Here is a 21,609-nt window from a genome sequence, read left to right as displayed (position 1 = left end):
TTTAAAATGTTTTGATATTATTATCATGCAAATATGTATTTGAGGAGGGTGTTACTTGATCGAAGTCCAAAATGTTACCAAGCGCTATGGTCAGCATGTTGCTGTAGATCATGTAAGCTTTACAGTAAACGATGGCGAGATCCTGGGCTTTCTTGGCCCGAACGGCGCCGGCAAGTCTACCACTATGAATATCATAACCGGGTATATATCGGCCACTGAAGGCACGGTGAAGATAGACGGCATAGATATTCTGGATCAACCGGAAGAAGCAAAAAAGAGGATAGGTTATTTACCGGAGTTTCCGCCGCTGTATATGGATATGACAGTAGCGGAGTACCTTGACTTTGTATGTGATATAAGAAAGGTGTCGAGCGCCGAACGCAAGCAAAGCCTGGAGAGGATAATGGATATCGTTAAGATAGACGATGTAAAAGGCCGCTTGATAAAAAACCTTTCAAAGGGCTATAAGCAGCGCGTCGGCGTGGCACAGGCCATGATAGGAAATCCGCAGGTACTTGTGCTGGACGAGCCGACCGTAGGCTTGGATCCGAGACAGATCATAGAGATGCGCGATCTTATAAAAAGGCTGGGCAAATCCCATACTATAATACTGAGCTCACATATATTGCCTGAGGTCAGCGCCGTATGCGATCGTATAATCATCATAAATAAAGGCAAGATCGTGGCAGCCGGCACGCCTGATAACTTATCCAAGCATTTGGGCGGAGGGCGTTTGTCGCTCAGGGTAGCGGCGCCGGAGAAACAGGTCGTGGCGGCGCTGGAACAGGTGCCTGGGATTGCCAGAGTAGAGCCGAGGGGTACTTTTGAACCGGGCACTGTAGACGTCGTGGTAGACCCAGACCAAGAGGTGGATATTCGCCGTCCTGTATTCAATGCATTGAGCCGCGCTGATTGCCCAATTCTTATGATGCGGCCTTTGGATCTCAGCCTGGAGGAGATCTTTATGCAGGTTACGACACAGGAAAGCGAGGTTTCATAATATACGATGATCGGTGTATATAAAAAAGAGTTAAAAGCATATTTTTCAACCCCTACCGGTTATGTCTTCATGGGTTTCTTCTTATTGATAGCCGGATTTTTCTTCGCTATATCCAACCTATTTCCTATGGTGGCTAATTACAACGGCATGTTGGGCAATTTGACATTTATATTCCTTATAGTGGTGCCTATATTGACTATGAGGCTGTTGGCTGAAGAGATGCGCCAAAAGACCGATGTTCTTCTTTTAACGTCGCCTTTGAGCGTTGGCGAGATGATAATAGGCAAATACTTTGCGGCTGTAACGGTATTTCTTATAACGCTCCTTATAACATGCATGTATCCGGTCATGATGAGCTTTTTCGGCGACATAGCGGTATGGGAGATCATAGGCGGCTATGTGGGATTCTTCTTGCTGGGTTCCACATTTATAGCGATTGGGTTGTTCATATCATCGCTTACCGATAATCAGGTTATAGCGGCCGTGGTAACATTTAGCGTGCTGTTGCTTTTATGGGTTATGGACGCGTTGCAGAGCGTGGTGCCTACGGATATAGTATCCGGCGTAGTATTTGCATCAGCTCTGGTAGCTGCTGTCGCCATATGGCTTTATTCAGCGGCGCGGAATATATATGTCAGCCTCGTTGCAGCTATAGCCGGTGGCGCGGTGATAGCCGGGTTGTATATAGCCAATAAGGACATTTATACGGGTTTCATAGGTAAGGTATTGGCTTGGTTCTCGTTGTTGAACAGGTATAATGAATTCAGCCTGGGTATTTTAAGCCTGAGCCCTATTGTATATTATATTACGTTTTCGGCGGCATTTGTGTTTCTGACTATAAGAAACATAGAGAAGAAAAGATGGAGTTAGGGGGAAAGTATTATAATGAAGCTTAATATAGCAGCCTCTTTCCGCAATAAAAAATTCCGATATGGCGGTTATTCGGCTTTGATCACAGTAGTGGTCATAGCCATATTGATAGCAGTAAATCTCGTTGTGGATCAGATACCATGGAAAGTAGATTTGACTAAGAACAGGTATTTCTCATTGTCGGATCAGAGCTATAAGACCATGGATACCATAAAAAAAGATATAACTATATACGGTTTATACAAAACCGGACAAGAAAATATAACCGTAAAGGAGATACTCGATCAATATGCTAATTACTCCGATAAAATAAATATAAAATTCATCGATCCGGTCAAGAATCCGACTTTTGCGCAAAAGTACAGCCAAGACGGCACAAACTTGAGCGAAGGCTCGCTGATAGTCGACGCCGGAGATAAATATAAGGTCATAGACTCATATGACCTAGTAAATTATAGCTATGATCAATATACCGGCCAACAGCAAGCCGATTCGCTGGCCATAGAACAACAGGTCACCGGCGCGCTTATATACGTGACATCGGAGAAAAGCAGCGTGCTGTATGCTCTGCAGGGGCATAACGAGGAAGCCGTCCCGCCGGACCTTTCCAAACAGCTTGAAAATCAGAACTTCGAGTTAAAAGAGCTGAATTTGGTTACGTCGGATAAAGTGCCCGATGATGCTGAGGCGGTATTGATCTTGTCGCCCAAGATGGATATATCCGCCGAGGAAGATGAAAAACTGCGGGATTATCTGTCCAAAGGCGGCCGAGCGATATTTATGATGGATTTATTAAACAGTGAATTGCCAAACTTCCAGGCATTATTCAACAGCTATGGCGTAGAACTTGAACGCGCGGTGGTAATGGACGGTGATCGCAGCCATAACGCCGGTGATCCGGTGTTGCTGATACCCTCTTTCGGCGATCACGATATAGTCAGCCCGCTTAAATCCAATAAACTTACAGTTATTATGCCGGTAGCGCAGCCTATAAAAGAAGCGGAGATAAAGAAGAGATCGATAGAGATACAGCCACTCCTCACGACGTCTTCCGATTCATGGGGCAAGGTTAACTTGGAATCTACGACACCGGAAAAAGAAACCGGCGATTTGGAAGGACCGTTTGATGTGGCCGTTGCTATAACCGATAAATCTTCCGATGTTGATGTAAAAGACACCAAAATAATAGTGATGGGTTCTTCGGCTATAGTGGATTCGCAGATTACGACACAATTTCCGGCTAATATAGACGTGGTGATAAACAGCATAAATTGGTTGCGGGATCAAACCGAGAGTATATCCATAACCCCTAAGAGCTTAACCCCGGATTACCTTAATATGACATCTTTACAGGTCATTATACTGGCAGCTATAGTGGTTATAATAATACCGCTTGTAATATTGGGTATGGGCCTTAGGGTATGGCTGGTAAGGAGGCACCTATGAGAAGAACGCGCAATGTCATTATACTGGTTGTAGTGTTGGCATTGCTTGCCGGAACATACGCGTATCTCACAAGACGTCCCCAGCAAGCCGAACAGGATAGCGAGAGCGTGGAGATTTCCAAGCTCAATAAAGACGATATAGTCAAAATGACGCTTGAACGTAAAGATGGGAGCTTAACCTTTGTCAAAAAAGACGACAAATGGGTGGCTGAGGGCAACGAATCCATAGCATTGAATCAAACTGCGGTTGATGACTTAGCCTATACCTTTGCCAGCCTGTATGCCGAGCAGGTGGTCGAAGAGGATCCGCAAGATTTGGCCCAGTATGGCCTTAAGGAGCCTGTGGTTACGGCGATGGCCACGCTCAAAGATAATACGGTCAAGACGCTCTATTTGGGCAATAAGACGCCTACCGGTACCTATTACCTTATGGCAGAGGGTGATCCGAAAGTATATGAGGTATGGATGAATCATGGTGAGCATTTGAGCTATACCCTAAACGATGTGCGGGATACAACGCTGCCTCAAATAAATACACAAGAACTCACGTATTTGAAGATGTGGAAAGAGGGTGGCCGTACCATAGAGATTAAGACCAACGAAAGTCAGACCGAGGATCAAGCTCAATTCGGACTGGGGTTGTGGCAAATGACGCAGCCTTATAGCGAGCCCGTCGGTGTGGATACGCAATATTTTCAGCCGGTGCTTGATGCCCTGCCCAATATCGCTATAGACGGGTTTGTGGAGGATAATCCGAAGGATCTGGCGCAATACGGCTTGGATAAGCCCAAAGGCGAGCTGATTGTCAAAGATAAGCAAAATACGCTTCATCTACTCATCGGTGACGATAAAGATGATACACAGGTTTACTTTAAGACGGCCGATTCGCCTTCAGTGTATGTCATGAGCAAGGATAAACTGACGTTTATGGATACCGAGCCTTATGATATAATGGAGAAATTCGCGTATATAGTAAATATAGATGATGTCGACAGGATTATAGTAGAGGCTAATGGCAAGACGCACGATATAACGCTGAGCCGGACGACCAAGAAGGCCGAAGAAGAGGGCGAAGAGGATGAGGTGATCACCACCTATAAAGTGGATGGTAAGGTCGTCGAAGAAGATCCGTTTAAGCAATATTACCAAAGCCTTATAGGCATGACGGTCGATGCCGAAATCGATGAACAATTGGAAGAAGTGCCCGAGGTTAAAACCACCTTTTTCCTGAATAAGGGGAGCGAGCGCGAGGTACATGTAAACTATGTGCCGTACAACCGGGACTTTTATGCGGTGTTCCGCGGAGGCAAGGCAGAATTTGTTCTATCTAAACAGCAGGTCGATAAGATGCTGCAGGATCTCGAGGATCTCATAGCCGGCAAGCTTGAGGCCGATTGATGACATGGATGTTGAATTAAAAGAAGAAGAGAGATTGGATGATCTTCAGTGTGGCGGGCTTAAGATCATCCAAAGTCCACGGCTTTTCAGCTTTGGCATAGATGCGGTGTTGCTTGCAAACTTTGCTCGCATAAAGCCGGGTGATACAGTCGTGGATCTTGGCACGGGCAGCGGTGTTATACCGCTGCTTTTGGCGTGTAAGACGGCGGCAAGCAAGATATACGGCTTGGAGATACAGCGTGAAATGGCCGATATGGCCCGACGCAGTGTTATGCTGAATGACCTTGAAGGGCGCGTGGATATAATAGAAGGGGATATAAGAAAGGCCGACGGCATATTGGGTATAAGCTTAGCCGATGCTGTAATATCCAATCCACCTTACCGCAAAGCAGGCAGCGGCCATGTAAGCCCGTCGGACGCAAGGGCTATAGCTACATATGAGCTCAAATGCACGCTGGATGATGTTGTAAACGCTGCATCGGCGCTTTTGAAAAATAAAGGCCGTTTTTATATGATACATCGCCCGGCCCGCTTGGCTGATGCCATATGCGGTATGCGCAAGGCTGGCATAGAACCCAAAAGGTTGCGCATGGTACAGCCTTTTGCTGATAAAAAGCCCGTTATGTTTCTGATTGAAGGCATTAAAGGTGCACAGCCCCATATGGACATTATGCCGGCTTTGATCATATACGGTGCTGAAGGGATGTATACGGACGAGATATACGGAATATATGGCATGGAGGTGCCAGAACATGGCGGATGAGCAAAAAGATGCAAAGCCCGGCTGCTTATATATATGCGGTACGCCTATAGGTAATCTCGAGGATATAACGCTCAGAGCGCTGAAGGTGCTGCAAAATGTCGATTACATAGCTGCCGAGGACACGCGCCAGACATTGAAGCTGCTAAATCATTATGACATTCATAAGACGCTTATAAGCTGTCATGAGCACAATGAAAGACAGCGGGCCGGCGAGATAGTGGATTTGATAAGCAAAGGATGCAGCGTTGCTCTGGTTACCGATGCCGGCATGCCGGTTACATCGGATCCGGGCAGCGTCGTGGTCGAAGCGGTGCATGAAGCGGGATTGCCTGTAAGCGTCGTGCCGGGGCCTACGGCGGTATCGGCCGCTCTGGCCGTATCGGGGTTCAGCGGAGACAGGTATGTATTCGAGGGGTTTTTGCCTCGGGGTAAAAAAGAGCGGCGGTCGCATTTGGAGGCGCTGAGATACGAACGTCGGACAGTGGTGCTGTATGAGGCGCCGCATCGTTTGCTGACAACGCTGGGCGACCTTTTGGCATGGCTTGGCGACAGGCCCATGGCGGTGGCCAGGGAGATTACCAAAATACATGAACAAGTGATCAGGGGGACAATAGGCGAGATGATAGCGCATTTCGAGGACGCACAGCCTCGGGGCGAGTTCGTGTTGGTGCTGAAGGGTTATGAAGGGGCTGCGGTGCAAGATGCCGATGATGGTATTACTGTGGAGCAGCGCATATCAGATTATATGCAGCGTGGCATGAGCAAGAAGGATGCGATCAAACAGGTGGCTGCCGATACCGGCCTGCCTAAAAACGAGGTATATAAAAAAGCCCTGCGCCCTTAGGCGCAGGGTGAAAAACTATTATTTGCTCTCGTCGGCAGCCTCTTTTTTATCACCGAATTCATCGGCTATTTCAGCTAAACAGTTTTTGCATATATTTTTGCCTTTGTAAAGTTGTACGCCGTCGGCATCACCGCAGAATATGCAGGCGGGTTCATACTTTTTCAATATGATGTGCTCGCCATCCACATAAATCTCCAGTGCATCCCTCTGGGATATGTTGAGCGTTCTCCTCAGCTCTATAGGTATTACTACCCTACCCAGCTCGTCGACTTTCCTTACGATTCCCGTAGATTTCATGATATCTCCTCCTTCAACATATTTCGACAAAATTTACGTTTCTATCTTATCAAACGTGACATTAAAAGTCAATATGTTTGCAGAAAAAAAACATAAATTTTTCTTTATTCTTCAACTGATAGATGTATGTACCAAAGATGATAACTAAAGTATAACATATAGCGCTAATAAAATCAATATATGGTTTTGTAGGATTCGCAAACCATAACATTATTAACCATCAAAATTCCATATCTTTTTATTCCATGATAACTGAGATATGATATAATGGTAATATATAGCCGAGGTGTTTAGAAGATGTTGGATATAGAAAAAGAATTAAAAGATAAATTGCTCAGGTTCAACGATACATTGAAGAAACGATACAAAAACGGCAGCGGTTTCAATATAACCCTGCTCAATCTCCTCGAGCGACACGTAGGCCGGCTGACAGAGATGCCCAAGCTTGCTCCGCAGCAGGTAGCCGCTATGGCGCCTGAAGGGATTGTGGCTGTAGACGGGTCCATAAATACCGCCGGTTCGTCCTATCCGCATTATGTGGCTGTCATGCGCTCCATGGCGCAGAGCACGTTTGCCTGCTATGATCCCATATATAAATATGAGATATACTCCCCTTTGTTTGAGGATAAAGATGCAAATATAAATGCCGTAGCCGATGCCGTACCGGCGGCTGTTCAAGACGAGAACAGGCGCTCGGCGCATATGGCATGCTTGGAAGTGGAGGCGGCTATAGAGGCGATAGAATGCATGGCGCCATCGGTGCTCATGATGGACGGGTCGCTCGCGCAATTCAGGATAAAATGCCGCGATACATGGGATAAATTGTACCATTTGGCGCTGGAACGCCATGTGCTGCTTATAGGGGTGGTGGAGGAGATAAAGACCGCTATAATAAAGCAGGCGCTTAAGGACTATCTGCCCGATGACATGAAAGATATGTACGACCGCGAGCTGATGTTCGGTATATTATCGCCGGGTCAAATGCTGGCTATAAATGAGGATTGTTTGGGGCAAGGTAAACTAGGCCTTGCGGCCTGTTTCATGCGCACGTCTATGGACCCGCATCCGATAGCCATGGATATGCCCGCCGAGCAATCCGACCATATGGAGGATATGGCCGCGCTGGTTTATGCGCTGGCGCCGCAAGACGGCCGAGGCATACCGCTATGGTTGGATATGGTGGATAATCAGGTCCGTATAACCAATCAGATGATGGAAGCGTTGATAGACGAATATATAGATGCCGATCTGCGCCACCGTTTGCTGGTGGCCAAGCGGCAAAATAGGGATATATGAGGTGAGGCTTTTATGATCCAAGTAGTAGGGCTTACCACCCAGCATGAAGTATGGGTGGCAGCTAAGGACAAACCATTCAGGATAAATCAGATGCTTATAATAGAAGACCAATTTCAAGGGCCGCAGCGCGGCGAGGTGGTGGAAACCAATTCCTATAACCGCTTTATACCGCTCAATATAAACGGGGGCGGCATGGTGGATGCCTCCATACTGGAGTCGCTTAAGCAGCTCGGATACAATATAGGGCAGGATACCATACATTTGGCCAAAGTGCGCCTTGTAACCGAAGCCCAGTATCCCATACAAACCGGAAGTACGGCGCGCACGCCGAGGTTCGAGGAGGTCAGTGACCTCATGGTAACGGTGTCGCCTAAGGAAGGGCTGATATTGGGAGTTATAAAGAGCAGCGACGAGGTGGCTGAAGATATGCCGCAGCAACTGAAGGATATAGCCCTCCTGTATGAAGGCGGTGAAGCCAGACCCCAAAACGGCGTTCCGTTTATATTCGATATAAAAGCCATGCAACAATATCCGCATATAGGCGTATTTGGAGGCTCTGGCTCGGGTAAATCCTTCGGCATGCGCGTTATGTTGGAGGAATTGATGAAGTTGCGCATACCGGTATTGGTGCTGGATCCACATCTGGAGATGGATTTTTCGACGCGTGCCAGCGGTTTACCCGATGGATGGGAGGTCGATTACAGCGCCAACTTCCGTCGCTTGAATATAGGGCAGGATATAGGCGTAGCTTTTGACAAGCTGTCCAATGCCGACTTGAAAAATCTTTTGGGCGCGTCCAGCCCATTGAGCGAGTCGATGGCCAATGCAGTCGAAACACTGCACAAACGCAGCGACAGCTACCAGACATTCAGCGATAGGCTGGATATGCTGGACGAAGCGTTGGAGGATACTGAGGCAGGGCTGCGGGCCAAGCTGGAAAGCGCAGACAATCAGTATCAGCGCCAGCGTTATGAGCAGTGCATAGAATTGAGACGTACTTACAGGGATCTGCCGCTGGCGTCGGTACGCGCCATATCATGGCGTCTGCGCCGTTTATTTAACGACGGTCTGTTCAGCCATGACATACAGCCGGTGGAGGAAGGCTTGAGACAGGGCAAGCTCATGGTAATACAGGGTTCAAGCCAGATGATAAACGTTTTCGGCACATATCTGTTAAACAATCTTTACCATAAACGACGAGATTATAAAGATGCTCAGGCCAGAGGAACGGGCGCCGACTATTTCCCGCCTTTCATAGTGGTGGCCGATGAGGCCCACAACTTTGCCCCGAAGGGTTATGACACGCCGGCCAAGACCGTCTTAAAAGAGATAGCACAGGAAGGGCGCAAATATGGCACTTTCCTCATATTGGCCACCCAACGGCCCACATCGTTGGATGAGAACATAACGGCACAGCTCAATACCAAGCTGGTATTTCGCACAGTAAGAAGCATAGACATAGCGACCATAAAAGAAGAAACCGATATAACCCCGGAAGAGGCACGCCGTCTGCCGTATCTGCCATCGGGCGATGCCTTCGTATCATCGGCCATCATCGGCCGTACGGTGCCCATACGCGTGCGCATGGCAAGAACGGCCAGCCCACATAATGAGAACCCGTTTGATGAGCTGAAGGATAATTTCGACAGGCAAGAACAGGAGCTGCTGCGTTACATAGAGGACAAGCTGCCTATATATGACGCTGACATGGTGCAAAAGGCCGCCGAGATAGAGCACGACAGCGAAGGCAGATACACCTTTACCGTCGATCAGTTAAAAGACCTGCTGGACAGGCTGGCGCAGCAGGGCAGGATAACCGGCCGCAACAGCGTATTAGGCTATATATACGAAAAGCCGGAGGCATAAAAAATTTAAGTATTGCAACCGTTATATCATCCTTAAGTGATATAATTAAAATATAAATTACGGGAGATGAGTCAAATGCGCGTATGCTATGAGTTTGAAAGCGATAAACCGGTTAAGTTGCCAATACAGTATAACCACATTTTGCAGGGGCTGATATACGATCATATATCAGACGCAGCGCTGAAGCACTTTTTGCACGAAGAAGGCTTCGATATAAACAACAGGCGCTATAAGATGTTTACTTTCTCCAGACTAGAGGGTACCTTTAACATGAACAGGGATAAGGGTATAATAGAATTCAAGCCGCCGCTTAAGCTGACGCTATCATCGGCTATGGAAGTATTCATAGAAAACCTGTCCGAGGCATTTATGAAAAGCGATCGCTTGAATCTGGCCGGGCAGCCGTTATCGCTGAGCAGCATAAAGGTTATACCGCCGCCGCATATCGAAGGAAGGACCAAGATAAAAATGCTTTCGCCGGTGGTGGCGTACAGCACCGCTAAGAACACCGAAAGGACCATTACATACTACTATTCACCGGCTGAAGAGAATTTTTCCAAGATAATAGAGCAAGGTTTGCATAGGAAATACCAGCTCATATATAATAGGCGCTTGCCCGAGCCGAAACTCACTATAAAACCGATAGGCCGTATTGACGACAGATATATGAAGGTAATCGAATACAAAGGGACGGTAATTAAGGGGTGGATGGGCATATACTGGCTGGACGGCAGTCCCGAGCTTATCAAAGTTGCATATGATTCCGGAATCGGCAGCAAAACCTCTATGGGGTTTGGCTGTTTTGATATTTTATCTGCAGAGAGGGGGTGAAAGGGATGCTTGAAGCTATAAAAAAGCTGGGCGATGTGGCCATGTCCAGTGGACAAAATTTTCTTGAAGCATTGGCTTTGCCGCTGGAAGCCAAAAGAGGTGATAAAGACCAATACCTCGTCATAATAAAAATAGATACGCAAAATGCCTCAGTTGCCTTTCAACCGGTCAAGATAGACGATTATACTGCTCAGCGCTATATCTGGGTAGGCAATGCCGATGGTTCAAACACTCCACAGTGGTATGCTACCACTAACAATCTAAAATTTATCGTGGGACAGGCTATCCCAAATCTCATAAAAAAACTACCGGACAATACATCTCTGAAGGTCACATTACAAGATATGCTGGATAATATGTATTATGATTTGGGGCCTCAAAACGGAGCTAAAAACCGGTACAGATATGTATGGGATTTGGGCAAGATGGGTATGGCGGAGGCCTTGGGCTATGATACGGCGTATATACAAAATGGAATCAACGACATAAAGAAAATGCCTGAACGCGTGGCCAGCGCTGTGCTCGATTATATCAAAATCAAGAATGCAGGTGCTATAAAAAGCGACGAGATAGCTTTGTGGACGCTGCAGATAGACGGAAAGCTGGTAGTCGATGACAGAGCTTACCGTCAGGCCGTGGGAAGGGAAAAAATAGACGTCATATTTCAAAATGCCATAGACGGCGTGTGCTCAGCCTGCGGCAAGTCCGGCAAGGTGACCGATAAGACGACAAAGCTTACATTCAAGTATTACAATACCGATAAAAAAGGATTCTCCTCATATGTAAGCGGGCGCTTCGATAAAAACTTTGTCCTGTGCAGGGATTGCTATATGGCACTGCTGGAGGGCGAGGCCTATATAAAGAATCGCTTTAATACCAGATTGGGAGGCTTAAACCTTTATCTGATACCGAGTTTTATATTCGATGTTTCCTTTACTGCCGATCAACTGGATGAATGGACCAAATATATAAACGATTCTTTTAATAGTGCCAAAACCGCTTCCGCTATAAAAGATTTTGAAAAAAGTATTATAGACGATTATATGGCATACGAGGATGAGAAGAACAACTATATACTCAATCTTATGTTCTACCAACGCAATCAGGCCGAATTAAAGGTCTTGAAGCTTATAAAAGATGTGCCGCCATCAAGATTTACGCAGCTTCGTGCAGCGTCCGGAGTTACAGGGCGTTTGGGCGATGTTCTATTCGGCCCATCGCCGATGTGGGAAATAGACTTGAACAAGATATATTACCTTATACCCATAAACGTTGATAAAGACTCTAAAGACTCTGTAGAATACAGAAAGCTATTGGATATTTATGACGACATATTCAGCGGTAAGCCGGTATCATATGAATTCTTAGTCGATTCATTCGTCAAACTGGCGCGCATATACCGCCTCGGGAACTCTGTAAATGTCAATATCCGCATATCCGGCGATGCCGATATAGCTATGGTATACGCCATGGTGCAAGCCAATCTGTTTATGGAATATCTTAGGCAATTAAAATTATTGGAAAGGGGTGTTTCCATGGATAGCGATAAACTGATTTTGAAAGATGATATAAAAGGATATATAGAAGAAATGGGCTATGACGAGCCCAAAACGGCGCTGTTTCTTCTAGGCTATCTCATAGGACAGGTAGCTGACGGGCAACGTAGCAGCGGTATGGATAACAAGCCGGTACTGGACAAACTGAACTATCAGGGCATGACCAAATTACGTGTATGGCGCTTAAGCGACGAGGTGTTTGAGAAACTGCGGCAGTATAAGAGGTTTGCCTACAATGAGGGTATATTTGCTCAGCATCGGATGCTCATGGAAAAATATATATCCAATTGGCCGCTCACAGATCAGGAAAATGTATTTTATATACTTTCAGGCTATGCATATAACACACTGGCAGCCATTAAAGCTGCGAAAGAACGCAATAACAATAATGAGGGGGTTGTTGTAAATGAATAATAGTGAATTGTTGTTTTTATACGATGCCAAGATGTGCAATCCGAATGGTGATCCTGACGATGAAAACCGTCCGCGCATGGATTATGAGCGCCAGCGCAACCTTGTAAGCGATGTAAGGCTCAAACGCTATATACGGGATTACCTGAAAGATAAGGGTTACGATATATTCGTATCCAAGCAAGATGATAAGGTGAAGGATGCCGATGCCCGCCAAGATGATAAAGTGGTGGATGCCAATGCCCGCTTAAAAAGCGTGGTGGGCAAGAACAAGGTCACTAGAGAAGATTTGCCTATAATTTTGGATAAGCTTATAGACGTCCGTATGTTCGGCGCCACCATGCCCATAAAAGCCGAAGAAGGAGGTAGAGGCGGTTCGTCAATAGCGTTGACAGGACCTGTTCAATTTACATGGGGGTATTCGCTGAACAAGGTCAATCTTGTCGATTCCAATGGCATAACGTCGCATTTTAGCTCGAGGACAGAGAATCAGCAGGGCGCTATGGGCAAGGATTATCGCGTATACTATTCGCTATTGGCCTTTCAGGGGATTATAAGCGCAAAGCGCGCAGTACGGACAGGCCTTAAAGATGAAGACATAGCGTTATTGGATGAGGCTATGCTCAGGGCCATACCGCTTCAGGCGACCAGGAGCAAGATAGGGCAGTATCCGCGACTGTACTTAAGGGTGGAATACACCGATGGTCAGACTTTTTTAGGCGATTTCAGGGACATGGTATCGCTCGAAACGCTGGATGGCCTGAGGGATACTACGGAGGCCCGGCTGAAGGCATCTGCTTTGGCTCGTAAGTTATCTGCAAACGCTTCGCGTGTCGCGCGGATATACTGGTGGCAGGATGAGGAGCTTACAATATCGGATAGCCCTGATGGTACGATAAGCGGTCTTTTTGGAGAGGGTATCAAAGATAAGCTGGTAAAGCTGTAGCACTATGCCTGCATGTAATATGTTAGAAAGGAGGCGGTGCCGCAGTGACAGAAGATGGTTTGCTGGTATTTGACATCAAAGGCCATATGGCTCATTTTAGAAAGTATTATACAAACTCATCATCGCTGAGCTATGCCTTCCCGCCGCGTACCACGGCTGTGGGAATGATAGCGGCAGTGCTCGGCTATGAGCGCGATTCGTATTATGAACTGTTTGACACGGCAAGATGCGGCATAGGTATATCGGTTAGAAGCGGTATAAGGCATATGACGCAAACGGTAAACTATGTGCGTACCAAGGCTGTGAGGGAGCTAAACGGTAGTTTCGGACCGACGCAAGTGCCGCTGGATATTATCCTGCCGGCTGTAAACGAATCCGAGCTTGTGTACCGTGTATATTTCTGGCACGACGATCCGGCAGTGATGAACGAGTTGAGGGAGCTGATTTGGGACGAGCGTACCGATTACCCGCTGTATATGGGTATAAGCGAATTTATAGCATTTTCGCAGCCGGTGGCATACGTGCCGAGCAGCGATATAAGCGAAATAGAACCCGATGAGGAGATAGATTTGGCTACGGTGTGCAATGTTGAAAGCATAGCCGATGGAGGGTTGGCATTCGAGAGCCCCGACGGGCAAGTTATGCAATACATAAAAGAAAGAATGCCTATAAGCTTCGGCAGTAACCGCCAGCTTAAATCCTTCGGTTCTTTTCTGTTTGAAAAAAATCGCCGCATCATACGGGCCAAATTAAAAATTCCTTGTTACCGCATCAATTATGACGGACAGTATGAGAATATAATGTTTATGTAAGAAGAAAGGTATGAGAGGCAATGGAGTTTTATTCACATGTAACCAGAGATGAGCAAGGCAATATAAGCAGGAAAAAGCCACTGGAAGATCACTTGCGAGAAGTGGCGACACAGATGAAACGCTCTATAGGTGATATGCCCATAGATGCTGCTGATGACATGGCAAAAGCCGCGTATCTTATCGGTATAAGCCATGACTTTGGCAAATTTACGACGTATTTTCAGAAATATTTATTATATGGCTCAAAAGATGGTTCACTCCATTTTCACGGCTTTATATCGGCGGTATTTGCCGGATATGTAATGCAGAAGCTCTGGCATAGCGACAAACCGCATGAGACATATATGCCTCTCATATCCTATTTTTTCGTGCTGCATCACCACGGTAACCTCGGGGACCTTGAAGACGATGTTGTGACCAAAAGCCTGCTTAAAGGTGGTGCATATGCTGCTGATAAACGTTGGTCAGATAAAATCAATATATTTAAAACCCAACTGGAAGATGTAAAACTCCACGTCCATGATATAGAACAGCGTTATCGCAATTTGGGAGCGGATGTAAGCATTGATGAATTTATAGCGAATTGGGAGGATATACTCCAAAAGCTGGATTCGCAGCGCTATAAACTGATTAATAAAGAAAGCGCTGATGTGCGCATAAGAGTGGTTATGCTGGGGCTTATGCTGTATTCCGCGCTCATAGACAACGACAAAATGGATGCTGCTCAGGTGGAGATATCTCAACGTAAAGCCTTGCCTGCGGATATCATAGACACATACAGAATAAAAAAGTTCAAAGGGCCTGCAAAACCGCTGGATGAGATGCGCAACAGCATATACCAATCTGTAATGTCGAGCGTTGAGAATGTGCCGCTATCGCAGCATCTTTTCACAATAACAGCACCGACCGGGTCGGGGAAAACGCTTACCGGCCTGTCTGCCGCCCTAAAATTAAGGGCGCGTGTGGAGCAGGAGCTTGGTTATAGCCCGAGAATCATCTATTCATTGCCGTTTACCAGCATAATAGATCAAAACTATGGTGTTATAAAAGATGTGCTGAGCCAGTTGGACGATTTCAATGGCAACGAAAGCTTGTACCTCATAAAACATCATCATTTAAGCGAACTGTCCTATACGCGGCAAGGAGAAGAAGAGCCTCTGGATAAAGCGCTTATGCTTATAGAAAGCTGGCAGGCCGAGATAGTGGTTACTACCTTCATACAATTATTTTATACTTTAATAGGATATAGGAACAAATTTCTGAAAAAATACCACAATATAATAGGCTCAATAATAGTATTGGATGAGATCCAGAATGTTGGCGTGGAATACTGGCCGCTTATTAATAAGGTCATGAATATAATGGCCAGCCAAATGGGTTGTCGTGTCATACTCATGACTGCCACAAAGCCGCTGATATTCGAAGATGGCAGCAGCATGGAGCTGGTTGAGGACCCCGAGAGGCATTTTAAAAAATTGAATCGCGTATCGCTTTTGCCGATTCCCGCCATTATGACAGTAGATGAAATGGCCGATAAATTCATGGATATATATGATGGCGAGCATTCCTATCTGGTGGTTATGAATACCATAAAATCTTCTATTGAACTATATAATCTGATAAAAGAGAGAATAGACGTTCCGATTTTTTATTTATCGACGAATATAATACCGAAACATCGGGCCCAGCGCATCAAAGAAATAAAAGGCCATACCGATAGACACGATCCAGTCGTGGTGATATCTACGCAGGTGGTTGAAGCCGGTGTGGATATAGATATGGATGTGGTAATGCGCGACATAGGCCCTGTGGACTCCATAATTCAAGTTGCCGGCCGGTGTAAGCGCAATAGCATGGATGACGATGGCAAGGTTTATGTATATAAACTGGTAGATAAAAAAGATGAAGATGGGGAAGGAACGTTGCTGGCCAAGAGAATATACGGTTCTATCCATTGCATGCTGGCTTTAAAAATGCTCGAGCACGGCAACGTATCCGAACATGCATTTTATGACATGATCAATGAATATTTCAACGAATTGACGTTTTCCGAAAGCCAACAGGCATCGGAGGATATATGGGAGGCATTTGAGCATTTAAGATTTTCTAAATACGAAAACGATATAGTGACGGTATCTTCGTTTTCTCTTATAGACAATAGGCCGAATTATGCCGATGTGTTTGTCGAGATAGATGATGAAGCCAGAGACATTTGGGAAGCATATGCGGAGAACGTTTTAGCCCAAAAGGATGAAGCGAAAAGAAGAGAAGCACGATTAAGATTCAAGGGCAAACTTGATGCCTACATAATATCAGTACCCGATAAACTGGCCATGGGGTTACAACCTAATATGGCAGTATCCAAAGATAAGACATTCTGGCAGTTGCCATTAGAAGGCCTGGACCTATTCTATGATATCGAAACCGGTTTCAAACGTTCACTGGATACGGAGGTTTGGATGGCATAAATTTATGCCAAAAATAATTGTACAACACAGAGCAGATTATGATATAATAATGTCGTCGACCGGTAATAGTGCATAAAAGCCTGGAGATCGACGACATTACTGTTATGCTATATAGGGGCTTAATATCGCTGTTTGCTATGATTTTTACCCTACTTATGATTAGTTAAAACAAACAATGTAAATAATATGTAAATGCCCATTTATAGCTGCTCAAATTTGTTTTTAGCCTACCTATGAGGGATTGAAACATATTCAAAGAGCCAAAGACAGATACCAGCACTCGTATGTTTTTAGCCTACCTATGAGGGATTGAAACATATCCCTATCGGCCGTAGGCGTAAGCGACTCCAAGGTTTTTAGCCTACCTATGAGGGATTGAAACTACCGTCCCACGCAAGACCACGCGGGGAAGCATCTGGTTTTTAGCCTACCTATGAGGGATTGAAACCAAGTTTCTCCCATATTATTTTCCTCGATTTGTTATGAGTTTTTAGCCTACCTATGAGGGATTGAAACCCTGCGCGGGGTCGTGGGCATGGTCATCACACCTATGTTTTTAGCCTACCTATGAGGGATTGAAACAAATATCCATGTCGATCTTGTCTTCATATACGGTTACGGTTTTTAGCCTACCTATGAGGGATTGAAACCAGCGATATGCTTCACGTATATCTCCACATCTTCCATGTTTTTAGCCTACCTATGAGGGATTGAAACGCACATGCGAATATAAATCCATCGTGATTCCTATTTGTGTTTTTAGCCTACCTATGAGGGATTGAAACATATACCGCTGTTTATAAGCATTTTTCCCGTGCACAGTTTTTAGCCTACCTATGAGGGATTGAAACTCATTTTTCTCCTCCTTCCCCCACAATATAGAACCTAGTTTTTAGCCTACCTATGAGGGATTGAAACCTTATTGGTATACGGCATTTACCGCAGCAGAGATACGTTTTTAGCCTACCTATGAGGGATTGAAACTCAAGCGTTACTGCCAAATTGGAAAGTTATTTAGATGAGTTTTTAGCCTACCTATGAGGGATTGAAACGCTAAATACCTCTCGAATAATTTACTTGCATCCATCGTTTTTAGCCTACCTATGAGGGATTGAAACACCCCAGCACAGGTACACGAACGCTATCCTGCTTCGTTTTTAGCCTACCTATGAGGGATTGAAACCCTGAATTTAGTTTGTATTTGCTGCCTGTTGTTATGGGTTTTTAGCCTACCTATGAGGGATTGAAACCGCAGCCGGATTGTGCCATGCGGTAGCTTTATGCTACGGTTTTTAGCCTACCTATGAGGGATTGAAACGCCTCATCAGGATATATCTTCACTATTTCAATATCATGTTTTTAGCCTACCTATGAGGGATTGAAACCATGTTATCGACATCCAAAAAGCCATTTGCCGTTATAGTTTTTAGCCTACCTATGAGGGATTGAAACGTTTGTTATCCCCTAAAGCTTCAAGTTTTTAGCCTACCTATGAGGGATTGAAACAAGAAACCAAATTTAACGATATAATTACCAGCATAAATGTTTTTAGCCTACCTATGAGGGATTGAAACTATACTGGCAATAGGTGTCGTACTCCAAGGGCAAAAGTTTTTAGCCTACCTATGAGGGATTGAAACTTACTTTGTCGGCTGCGGCTTCTATGTCGCCGCTTTGTTTTTAGCCTACCTATGAGGGATTGAAACTCATGAAAGGCAACTTCCACAAGCACGGCTGGCGCTTTTGTTTTTAGCCTACCTATGAGGGATTGAAACCAAAATATTGTTATAATATCGTAATCCGTGAATACGTTTTTAGCCTACCTATGAGGGATTGAAACCGGCCACAAACATATACCCTTCGTTAATTCCAGACGTTTTTAGCCTACCTATGAGGGATTGAAACCGCATATGTACAGCATTGTGCTTGATAAAATTGCTTGTTTTTAGCCTACCTATGAGGGATTGAAACATGCGAACTTCCCTGAAGACTTCCTCAAAGCCCCATGGTTTTTAGCCTACCTATGAGGGATTGAAACCCAGTCTCTTCAGACAGTTTTTAGCCTACCTATGAGGGATTGAAACAAGAAACCAAATTTAACGATATAATTACCAGCATAAATGTTTTTAGCCTACCTATGAGGGATTGAAACCCTGGTCGACCAGTTCAATGGCAAGCGCGAGCGATATTGTTTTTAGCCTACCTATGAGGGATTGAAACTTCTATATAAAAATCTTGAATTATTTCTGCTGCGCTTTCGGTTTTTAGCCTACCTATGAGGGATTGAAACCAAAAACCATTAATATTTCTTTCATGCTTGCCACCCAGTTTTTAGCCTACCTATGAGGGATTGAAACTTTTTTGGCTTGCTTGCCTTTTTAGCCGGCTTGACGGTTTTTAGCCTACCTATGAGGGATTGAAACCCCATGAGAGCGGCGCTTTCTTCGAAGCTGAACCCCAGTTTTTAGCCTACCTATGAGGGATTGAAACCATCCAGCAATGCCTTGAAATAGCCCTTGGAATATTGTTTTTAGCCTACCTATGAGGGATTGAAACATACCGACAATTCATCAGCAGTTATAGCATGAGCAGCGTTTTTAGCCTACCTATGAGGGATTGAAACTAAACACACGATATATAAATTCGTCCGGCACATCAGTTTTTAGCCTACCTATGAGGGATTGAAACAAATCTCCAAGATGCTGCTTGCCTATCTCTAAATAGGTTTTTAGCCTACCTATGAGGGATTGAAACTGCAAGGCGAATCTGCGCGGCATTCATATAGATAAACGTTTTTAGCCTACCTATGAGGGATTGAAACAGAGCTATGCAGCCCACCAGTACCGGCTATCATCAACCCGTTTTTAGCCTACCTATGAGGGATTGAAACGCCGCCTGTTCAGGTATCCAGATATTTTCTATGTTTGTTTTTAGCCTACCTATGAGGGATTGAAACCATATTGCTAAGCAATATGTAAAAGTTTCTGAGGACGAGTTTTTAGCCTACCTATGAGGGATTGAAACCGAATATCGGCAATCGTAGGAGGATAAGGGCTTTCAAGTTTTTAGCCTACCTATGAGGGATTGAAACTATTCATGATATACCTCCTCGTTTGGCCGCACTATTGTTTTTAGCCTACCTATGAGGGATTGAAACCTGCATCATCTGTGCAATGGCCACTTGTCTCCTAGTGGGTTTTTAGCCTACCTATGAGGGATTGAAACCACAGCGGAAACAAATGGGCTTATGTATGATTGGCCGTTTTTAGCCTACCTATGAGGGATTGAAACGGCTGATGCTCGTGTCTACCCAAAGATCGCCTTCAGCTGTTTTTAGCCTACCTATGAGGGATTGAAACCATCTGAAATGTCTAAGGCAGTATCAAGCTTATTAGTTTTTAGCCTACCTATGAGGGATTGAAACTCACTATTATCCACCCGAGACTTTATAAACGACCTATGTTTTTAGCCTACCTATGAGGAATTGAAACACCCACTTTTTGCGCCGCCAGCTGTACCAGCTAACATGTTTTTAGCCTACCTATGAGGGATTGAAACTGGGAAATAGCAAATGAAAGGAAGGAGCGGACTTTATGAGTTTAATTTGTGGCTATGAAGCAGTGGACGAGCTTATCGTCCTAGTAGGTAGCAACCCTTTGCCAAATTATGTAGCGGCATTTCTTTTGGTCAGGGATGGGGGAACTGTTGATTTGGTACATACATCAAAGACATTTGATTATGCTGAAAATATCAAAAATGTATTAAAAGATCATAAGCAAGGGTTAACATTTAACTACATAGAGGTTGATCCGTCTGATAAAGATAAAATATACAATTCGTTGAATAGTGGGCTGCTACCCCAAATAGGAAGAACTAACAACAAATTGATAGGTTTAAATTATACAGGCGGAACGAAAACGATGGCTGTGCATACATATGATTGGGTGAAGGGCAACATACCATATGCTGTTTTTTCTTATCTCGATTCCAGAAAATTTAATATGCTTATGCATAAAAATAATGATTCATTAAAATCACAAAAGGTATTGGAATTGGTAAAGATAAAAATTCCAGAGCTTTTGGCGTTACATGGCTTCGACCCGGAAAAGGTTGAGAAACATATGAAATCAAAGCCAAAATATTTTGAGGCTTCTAAGAAAATGATGGAATTCATGAAAAGTGTTAATCACTTGAACAAATGGAGTGAATGGTGTAGAAAGAACCTAAAAAATGGGGACGAAGGTAAGGAAGAAGATCAGCTAAAAGATGTCTTGATACCCGAATACAGCCTCAAAAATCCTTTCATTTATTTGACAAATAGAGATGATATAAAAACGTTGGAGGATGTTAACACATTGCTATCCGGCGAGGAAATTGCCAATTTAGCAAAATGGTTAAGCGGTGGCTGGTTAGAAGACTATACATTAGGCTGTGTTATTTCCATAGCAAAAGAATATAATATTACGGATTATGGTATGAATATTGATGTTAAGAACCCACGAGATTTTGAATTTGATGTTGCTTTCATGATGGGATATCAGTTATTCGGCATTTCATGCACTACGTCGCGCAGAGAAGAAATGTGTAAAAAAAAGATTTTTGAAGCATATATACGCGCCCAACAAATGGGTGGTGATGAAGCGCGTATTGCCTGTGTCTGTTATTATAATAACCCCGACGATCTTAAAAAAGAAATTGAAAATGAAATATTTGAGAAGGGTAGAATCGAAGTTTTTGGTAAAGACGACGTGCCCGAGCTAGAAGAGGAACTTAAAGAATGGATATCGACAGTGGGAGGGAAATGAA

15 protein-coding genes and 2 CRISPR repeat arrays are annotated in these 21,609 nt (G+C 44.7%); of the genes, 14 read left to right on the top strand and 1 reads right to left on the bottom strand.

What is annotated here, in order from left to right; translation table 11 throughout:
* Positions 1-55 precede the first annotated feature (55 nt).
* The 6 genes from JG770_RS01535 to rsmI are packed head-to-tail and all read left to right on the top strand — an operon-like array spanning position 56 to position 6,320.
* Positions 56-1,000, top strand: coding sequence for an ABC transporter ATP-binding protein (locus JG770_RS01535; RefSeq protein ID WP_291954269.1), 945 nt, complete (start codon positions 56-58; stop codon positions 998-1,000).
* 6 nt (positions 1,001-1,006) lie between these two features.
* A complete protein-coding gene (locus tag JG770_RS01530) occupies positions 1,007-1,870 on the top strand; it encodes an ABC transporter permease (RefSeq protein WP_291954267.1) in 864 nt (287 codons plus the stop codon).
* A 15-nt stretch (positions 1,871-1,885) separates the two neighbouring features.
* Complete coding sequence (locus JG770_RS01525; RefSeq protein WP_291954265.1) at positions 1,886-3,316, top strand: GldG family protein; 1,431 nt, start codon at positions 1,886-1,888, stop codon at positions 3,314-3,316.
* A complete protein-coding gene (locus JG770_RS01520) occupies positions 3,313-4,713 on the top strand; it encodes a DUF4340 domain-containing protein (RefSeq protein ID WP_291954263.1) in 1,401 nt (466 codons plus the stop codon). Before JG770_RS01525 ends, JG770_RS01520 begins: the two co-directional genes overlap by 4 nt.
* Before the next feature lie 4 nt (positions 4,714-4,717).
* Positions 4,718-5,476 carry a tRNA1(Val) (adenine(37)-N6)-methyltransferase gene (locus tag JG770_RS01515; RefSeq protein ID WP_291954261.1) on the top strand — a complete coding sequence of 253 codons (759 nt, stop codon included), beginning with the start codon at positions 4,718-4,720 and terminating at the stop codon, positions 5,474-5,476.
* Positions 5,466-6,320 carry a 16S rRNA (cytidine(1402)-2'-O)-methyltransferase gene (gene rsmI, locus JG770_RS01510; protein WP_291954258.1) on the top strand — a complete coding sequence of 285 codons (855 nt, stop codon included), beginning with the start codon at positions 5,466-5,468 and terminating at the stop codon, positions 6,318-6,320. The genes JG770_RS01515 and rsmI overlap by 11 nt, the downstream gene beginning before the upstream one ends.
* A gap of 18 nt (positions 6,321-6,338) precedes the next feature.
* Here the strand turns inward: rsmI and JG770_RS01505 are convergent, their stop codons facing one another.
* Positions 6,339-6,617: an AbrB/MazE/SpoVT family DNA-binding domain-containing protein gene (locus JG770_RS01505; protein ID WP_291954256.1), complete on the bottom strand. Its 279-nt coding sequence runs from the start codon at positions 6,615-6,617 to the stop codon at positions 6,339-6,341.
* 297 nt (positions 6,618-6,914) lie between these two features.
* Between JG770_RS01505 and JG770_RS01500 the strand changes: the two genes are divergently transcribed.
* The 8 genes from JG770_RS01500 (at position 6,915) to JG770_RS01465 (ending at position 21,608) form a co-directional block, all read left to right on the top strand.
* Positions 6,915-7,913, top strand: a complete 999-nt coding sequence (locus JG770_RS01500; protein ID WP_291954254.1) for a DNA double-strand break repair nuclease NurA — start codon at positions 6,915-6,917, stop codon at positions 7,911-7,913.
* A 12-nt stretch (positions 7,914-7,925) separates the two neighbouring features.
* On the top strand, positions 7,926-9,779 hold the full coding sequence (locus JG770_RS01495; RefSeq protein ID WP_291954251.1) for an ATP-binding protein: 1,854 nt from the start codon (positions 7,926-7,928) through the stop codon (positions 9,777-9,779).
* A gap of 75 nt (positions 9,780-9,854) precedes the next feature.
* Positions 9,855-10,610 carry a CRISPR-associated endoribonuclease Cas6 gene (cas6, locus tag JG770_RS01490; protein ID WP_291954249.1) on the top strand — a complete coding sequence of 252 codons (756 nt, stop codon included), beginning with the start codon at positions 9,855-9,857 and terminating at the stop codon, positions 10,608-10,610.
* Between the two features lie 5 nt (positions 10,611-10,615).
* On the top strand, positions 10,616-12,580 hold the full coding sequence (locus JG770_RS01485; protein ID WP_291954246.1) for a TIGR02556 family CRISPR-associated protein: 1,965 nt from the start codon (positions 10,616-10,618) through the stop codon (positions 12,578-12,580).
* The gene (gene cas7b / locus JG770_RS01480) at positions 12,573-13,523 is read left to right on the top strand and encodes a type I-B CRISPR-associated protein Cas7/Csh2 (RefSeq protein ID WP_291954243.1); all 951 of its coding nucleotides are present in this window, start codon (positions 12,573-12,575) and stop codon (positions 13,521-13,523) included. Before JG770_RS01485 ends, cas7b begins: the two co-directional genes overlap by 8 nt.
* A 44-nt stretch (positions 13,524-13,567) precedes the next feature.
* The gene (gene cas5, locus JG770_RS01475; protein ID WP_291954240.1) at positions 13,568-14,335 is read left to right on the top strand and encodes a CRISPR-associated protein Cas5; all 768 of its coding nucleotides are present in this window, start codon (positions 13,568-13,570) and stop codon (positions 14,333-14,335) included.
* A gap of 20 nt (positions 14,336-14,355) precedes the next feature.
* A complete protein-coding gene (gene cas3 / locus JG770_RS01470) occupies positions 14,356-16,803 on the top strand; it encodes a CRISPR-associated helicase Cas3' (RefSeq protein WP_291954237.1) in 2,448 nt (815 codons plus the stop codon).
* A 140-nt stretch (positions 16,804-16,943) separates the two neighbouring features.
* Positions 16,944-18,841: direct repeats of the CRISPR family, unit length 30 nt; unit sequence GTTTTTAGCCTACCTATGAGGGATTGAAAC.
* Positions 18,842-18,925: 84 nt separating this feature from the next.
* Positions 18,926-20,361: direct repeats of the CRISPR family, unit length 30 nt; unit sequence GTTTTTAGCCTACCTATGAGGGATTGAAAC.
* Positions 20,362-20,396: 35 nt separating this feature from the next.
* Positions 20,397-21,608 (top strand): DUF1887 family CARF protein, encoded by a 1,212-nt coding sequence (locus tag JG770_RS01465; protein WP_291954234.1) that lies wholly within the window; start codon positions 20,397-20,399, stop codon positions 21,606-21,608.
* The last annotated feature ends 1 nt before the right edge of the window (position 21,609 follow it).

It is taken from the genome of Mahella sp. (assembly GCF_020054945.1).
In the GTDB taxonomy this organism is placed as follows: Bacteria; Bacillota; Clostridia; order Mahellales; family Mahellaceae; genus Mahella.
This window is presented reverse-complemented; position numbering and strand designations above follow the sequence as displayed.

Bases quoted from the DNA above. Each gene is read 5' to 3' on its own strand.
- rsmI (WP_291954258.1), top strand. From the start codon at position 5,466: ATGGCGGATGAGCAAAAAGATGCAAAGCCCGGCTGCTTATATATATGC.
- JG770_RS01530 (WP_291954267.1), top strand. From the start codon at position 1,007: ATGATCGGTGTATATAAAAAAGAGTTAAAAGCATATTTTTCAACCCCT.
- JG770_RS01515 (WP_291954261.1), top strand. From the start codon at position 4,718: ATGGATGTTGAATTAAAAGAAGAAGAGAGATTGGATGATCTTCAGTGT.
- cas7b (WP_291954243.1), top strand. From the start codon at position 12,573: ATGAATAATAGTGAATTGTTGTTTTTATACGATGCCAAGATGTGCAAT.
- cas3 (WP_291954237.1), top strand. From the start codon at position 14,356: ATGGAGTTTTATTCACATGTAACCAGAGATGAGCAAGGCAATATAAGC.
- JG770_RS01495 (WP_291954251.1), top strand. From the start codon at position 7,926: ATGATCCAAGTAGTAGGGCTTACCACCCAGCATGAAGTATGGGTGGCA.
- JG770_RS01525 (WP_291954265.1), top strand. From the start codon at position 1,886: ATGAAGCTTAATATAGCAGCCTCTTTCCGCAATAAAAAATTCCGATAT.
- cas6 (WP_291954249.1), top strand. From the start codon at position 9,855: ATGCGCGTATGCTATGAGTTTGAAAGCGATAAACCGGTTAAGTTGCCA.
- JG770_RS01500 (WP_291954254.1), top strand. From the start codon at position 6,915: ATGTTGGATATAGAAAAAGAATTAAAAGATAAATTGCTCAGGTTCAAC.
- JG770_RS01520 (WP_291954263.1), top strand. From the start codon at position 3,313: ATGAGAAGAACGCGCAATGTCATTATACTGGTTGTAGTGTTGGCATTG.
- JG770_RS01465 (WP_291954234.1), top strand. From the start codon at position 20,397: ATGAGTTTAATTTGTGGCTATGAAGCAGTGGACGAGCTTATCGTCCTA.
- JG770_RS01505 (WP_291954256.1), bottom strand. From the start codon at position 6,617: ATGAAATCTACGGGAATCGTAAGGAAAGTCGACGAGCTGGGTAGGGTA.
- JG770_RS01485 (WP_291954246.1), top strand. From the start codon at position 10,616: ATGCTTGAAGCTATAAAAAAGCTGGGCGATGTGGCCATGTCCAGTGGA.